The sequence below is a fragment of the Ignavibacteria bacterium genome, assembly GCA_016873845.1.
Lineage (GTDB): Bacteria > Bacteroidota > Ignavibacteria > Ch128b > Ch128b > JAHJVF01.
In genome coordinates, this window is the sequence record VGVX01000118.1 from 1 (window position 1) to 4,248 (window position 4,248).

Below are 4,248 nucleotides of genomic sequence, written 5' to 3' on the forward strand. Positions count from 1 at the left end.
TTAAACTCAACTTGATACTCGCTGGCTTTCCGTGACAGCCAAGAAAATCATAACAATTTATAATTATTCAGGCTGTCACGAACTGGTTCGTGGCAGCATTGAAAACTTGTCTGCCGATAGGCATGATTATGAATTGACAATGGAGAATTGAGAATGAAGAATGAACAATTTAGAATTAATAATGAACTAATTGTTGTAACAGATACTTACGCTTAAAAATTGAAGATGGTACTTCTAAGGAGATTGTCTATTCGTTAGACAGATTTCATACACTCAAAGACTGAAAATTGAATTTCTAAGGATTTGTGCTTAGGTCGTTGATGATTTGAGTAATAGTGTTTTTTAGTTTCGGCATGTGATTTTTACAAATATCAAAGATTATTTTGTGATTGATTATGTCATAATGATGCGATATCAAATCTCTAAGCTTCATAATCTTTTTCCAGTCGATAAGAGGATAATTTTGAAACAGGGCGCTATGCTTTGTGTCTATGCTTTTAATTATCTCTCCGATGATTTGAAGTCTCATAGCGATTGAGTCTAATTTAGTAACTCCTTCTGGAGATGTTACAAAATCTTCTGCAATTTGAATTGTATCGAAGCGATCTTGAGTGATCTCTATAGATTCTAAAATGCTTTTGAATTGATCAAATAAAACATTTTCAGGCATAAACAATGTTTCTTTTGATTCTATTTACAAAGCTTGGTCTTAGATAGTTGTTTTTTAATATGATTTCGACTTTTCTGTCAAACAATGACTCTAAGTAAAGCTGAATTCCTGCAAAGTCATCAAAGCACACACTTTTCAGTTCAACAAGTAAATCAATATCGCTATCAATTTGATTTTCCTCTCTCGCATAGGAACCAAAAAGCCCAATACTGATGACACCAAATTCCTTCTCGAGAAATTTCTTTTCATCCTTAAGCTTATTAATTATTTCTGATTTTGAAAGTTCCATTTTGCTTTCGCTTAGAGTGTATCTTAATCAAAGTTATATATTTAGTTTTATATAAACAACGCGATATTTACATGATTTAGTCAAAGTTGTGAACCATTAGTATCCATGCCAACAATTATCAGCTTGCCCTTTCCAAAGGAGTCAATATGTGATAAGTGAAGGCTTGCTCTGAGCACAGTCGAAGAGAGCGAGTATGCATCCCGCCAAAGGCGGACAAGCCCGCCCGAGGTGGGCAAGTCAACGGAAATGTCTGCCATGAGCTTGTCGAAGGGAAAAATGCGTCAAGGTCGAGATGGAAGAGCATGTGTAATGTATAATGTAAAATGGAAAATGTAAAATGAACGAAGTATTGTCTTTTGGAGGAGAGATGGTTAATGTAAAATTTAGTAAAGTGATAAAACCGCTTGCTGCTATAAACCGTTGCGAGAAGTTCAAACTCCTAATTAATGTTGAATAATATCAATTACTCTCTTTATAATTTCGTTTAATTTGTGAGTGTTTAGTTTACCGATTTTGTATAGGATAATTTTGTTTTCTGCAGTAAATATTCGATTGGGCCGTACGTTGCTTACTTGCTTCAAGCTTCCTTGCTCGAAATCATTATCGGTTATTTGAACTGCATAATCATCTTTTACGGTTTGACTTGTGATTTGGCATAGAATAAGATCATTTCCCTTCAAGGAAGTGATAATTAATGCTGGACGTCTTTTAATCACCGAAAGATCAGAAAAAGGGAATGGAATGACGACTACGTCGCCTTTTATAAATTTTGCCACGCTTTCTCTTCTTCAGGTCTAAGCCAATCTTTACTTAGCAAGGATTCGCTCATAATCGCAGTGTCAATTTCTTCTTTGACGATTTTTGTCTTCAGATAGTTGATAAAATCAAAAACATCGTCTAAAAGAGATTCAGGGATTTGCTCAATTTCGCTTATCAGCAGTTCTTTTTTGGTCATATTACGTTCTCTAATATTTCTGTTTCAAAATAAACTTTTCTGGAAAGTCTTTCAAGTGAACAAATGAATTACGGTTTATAATTGAGAATGGAGAAATTATAATTGATAATTTATCTGCCAATAGGCATGATTGAGAATTGACAATTGACTATGGAAAATTGATAATGAACTATTTGTTGAAACAGCTAAATACACTTAAAAATTGAAAATAGTTTTGTTAAGTGCAGTTGATTGTTCCCTTATAAATTTTTTAATTCTTCTTTGCTTAAGCCGGCTTGACGCAGTATTTCATACAATGTACCTTTAGGCAAATCTTTTTTATGAAACGGTACAACCACTCGGCGTTTTGTTTCATGATTAATAAGTATTTGGTGACTATCTTTGGTTCTATCCAATATAAATCCTTTGCTCTCTAGAATTTTTATTATTTCTTTTGGAGTGAATGACTTAAGCTTTGACATTTGCTTCTACGGATAATGTATATTCGAATGTATTATCCTCGGAAGGAATTTCTTCACCATGAGCGATAAGACTTTCGATATATAATTCAATTGCTTCTTTAGCCATTTTCAATGCCTCGTCAATTGTCTCGCCATAAGTTACACAACCAGGCAAAGTTGGGACTGTGATTGTAAAGCCGCCTTCAGGTTCTTTTCTTAATAGGATTCTATAATTTAAGATTTTCATTTTATAACTCTTCAAAATACTCGTTGTCAAAATAGGTTATTTTGTTAAGTCTTTCAAGCGAGCAAATGAATTACGGTTTATAGTTGAGAATTTATCTGCCGAACAGAATAAAATGCAATCAAAGCTTTTTGCTTGTACACAGATTTCTACTTCCATTCCGTTACGGTTATATTTTTAATAATTTTTTTCCTTAAAACTCAATATTACAAACTCACTTGATAAGAGCGTCCCAGCAGATGGAGAATTCTAAAATCGATTCATGCTTTCTGAAAACAATCCGATAGAAATCTGCATAATTGAATTTGAAAAATTTATTTTGGATTTGTAGACCTTTTGGAACTAAGCTTTTCTCTCTATCATACGAGGCTCTTTATTTCATCACTTCTGATTAGTCAGTGACGTAAGAGAATAAAATACAGAGTAAAGCAGCGAACGAAAAGTTTTCTACTGCTTTACTCAAGTAAATTATTTTTAATCGGGATTTTTTAATCTTAATTCTTTTATTTTTTTTATACTAAAACTTAGCCCTATTATAATGAAAACGATAGCAATGTATCGATTTTCTTCAACCGTAAAAGCCGTGATAATTAAAATGGTAATAGCTAAGGACAACATTACTAAATCTAGTATTCGTGTGGATTTACTATTGTATTTTTTACTAATTATGCTCCATATTCCGAAAATAATTACCAAACTAATCATAAGTGCAGTTTCCATAATACTAACTCCTTATTATTTTCGAATTGACGAGTTTATTATCATGCCAAGTCAAATTATGATTGGATTTTATAAGTATGTCTTTCTTTAAATATAGATGACAAATTTCACTTGCAATCCCACCTGAGCACCATGCACAGATAGCTGCATATGCGCAAGGCCAATAAAACACAGGACCTGCAAATTTACACATAAGAAGAGTGGCAATGTAGGGACCCCATCTACAACTTAAAGGTTTATTAAAATAAGAAGTGTCTGTAAAATCATTATAATGTGCGAAGAATGAGTCTACTACGCAAGTGTGGCATTCTAAGGTATCTATGTACCTATTTAAGTCTGGATATTTTAATAATAATGAGTCTCCTACAATTATTAGTCGTTCTGATAATTCTTCTGCTTCTTGTGAGGAGAGTTCCATATATAAAAGGATTCTTTCTACATTATTTTCCCGGTATGCTTGTCTAAGTTCCTCCAATGTAAAATTAATGTTTAATCCTCTGTTAATACGCTCTGTAATGTTTGTGCGTATGTTAATTAATTCTTGGGTTAATGGATCAGATTCTAAAAGAATATCAAGACTATCTACACTATTTAACTGTATTTCATTTTCGTAAATAGTAGGACCCTGGCTGTCATTACATTTAACTAGTATAAAAATGATTAGTAATGTAAGTATACTCTTTAATGCTTTTTTCATTTTAATTCTCTCCTATAGTTTTTGTTTACGTAGTTAAATGTTTGAAATTTTAGTTCTAACATTTTACTTGTTTTGCTACGTAAACCCTGTCGTAAAATCACCGATTGGCGAGCGACAGGCACCCACCTCTCCGAAGGATCCTTCGGACGCTTTTGATTTAAAAACAAATCGAACATAAATAAACGCTACACGGCGTATATATATAGAAGTAAGACTTGTCCGCCGAAGGCGGA

8 protein-coding genes are annotated in these 4,248 nt (G+C 33.0%); all 8 read right to left on the reverse strand.

Translation table 11 applies throughout. From position 1 onward, the window contains the following. Nucleotides 1–295: 295 nt before the first annotated feature. The 8 genes from FJ213_12900 to FJ213_12935 all read right to left on the reverse strand — a co-directional run bounded on the left by FJ213_12900 (nt 296) and on the right by FJ213_12935 (nt 4,015). Complete coding sequence (locus FJ213_12900; protein MBM4177048.1) at nt 296–670, reverse strand: DUF86 domain-containing protein; 375 nt, start codon at nt 668–670, stop codon at nt 296–298. Continuing rightward, a complete protein-coding gene (locus FJ213_12905; protein ID MBM4177049.1) occupies nt 663–959 on the reverse strand; it encodes a toxin-antitoxin system toxin subunit in 297 nt (98 codons plus the stop codon). Before FJ213_12905 ends, FJ213_12900 begins: the two co-directional genes overlap by 8 nt. 443 nt (nt 960–1,402) lie before the next feature. Next, nucleotides 1,403–1,735: a type II toxin-antitoxin system PemK/MazF family toxin gene (locus tag FJ213_12910; protein ID MBM4177050.1), complete on the reverse strand. Its 333-nt coding sequence runs from the start codon at nt 1,733–1,735 to the stop codon at nt 1,403–1,405. Beyond that, entirely contained in the window at nt 1,720–1,914 is a 195-nt protein-coding gene (locus FJ213_12915; GenBank protein MBM4177051.1) for a DUF2281 domain-containing protein, read from the reverse strand. Before FJ213_12915 ends, FJ213_12910 begins: the two co-directional genes overlap by 16 nt. A 239-nt stretch (nt 1,915–2,153) precedes the next feature. After that, nucleotides 2,154–2,375, reverse strand: coding sequence for an addiction module toxin, HicA family (locus tag FJ213_12920; protein ID MBM4177052.1), 222 nt, complete (start codon nt 2,373–2,375; stop codon nt 2,154–2,156). After that, entirely contained in the window at nt 2,362–2,601 is a 240-nt protein-coding gene (locus FJ213_12925) for a type II toxin-antitoxin system HicB family antitoxin (protein ID MBM4177053.1), read from the reverse strand. Before FJ213_12925 ends, FJ213_12920 begins: the two co-directional genes overlap by 14 nt. 471 nt (nt 2,602–3,072) lie before the next feature. Then, nucleotides 3,073–3,318: a hypothetical protein gene (locus FJ213_12930; GenBank protein MBM4177054.1), complete on the reverse strand. Its 246-nt coding sequence runs from the start codon at nt 3,316–3,318 to the stop codon at nt 3,073–3,075. Nucleotides 3,319–3,322: 4 nt separating this feature from the next. Beyond that, nucleotides 3,323–4,015, reverse strand: coding sequence for a hypothetical protein (locus FJ213_12935; GenBank protein ID MBM4177055.1), 693 nt, complete (start codon nt 4,013–4,015; stop codon nt 3,323–3,325). Nucleotides 4,016–4,248 lie beyond the last annotated feature (233 nt).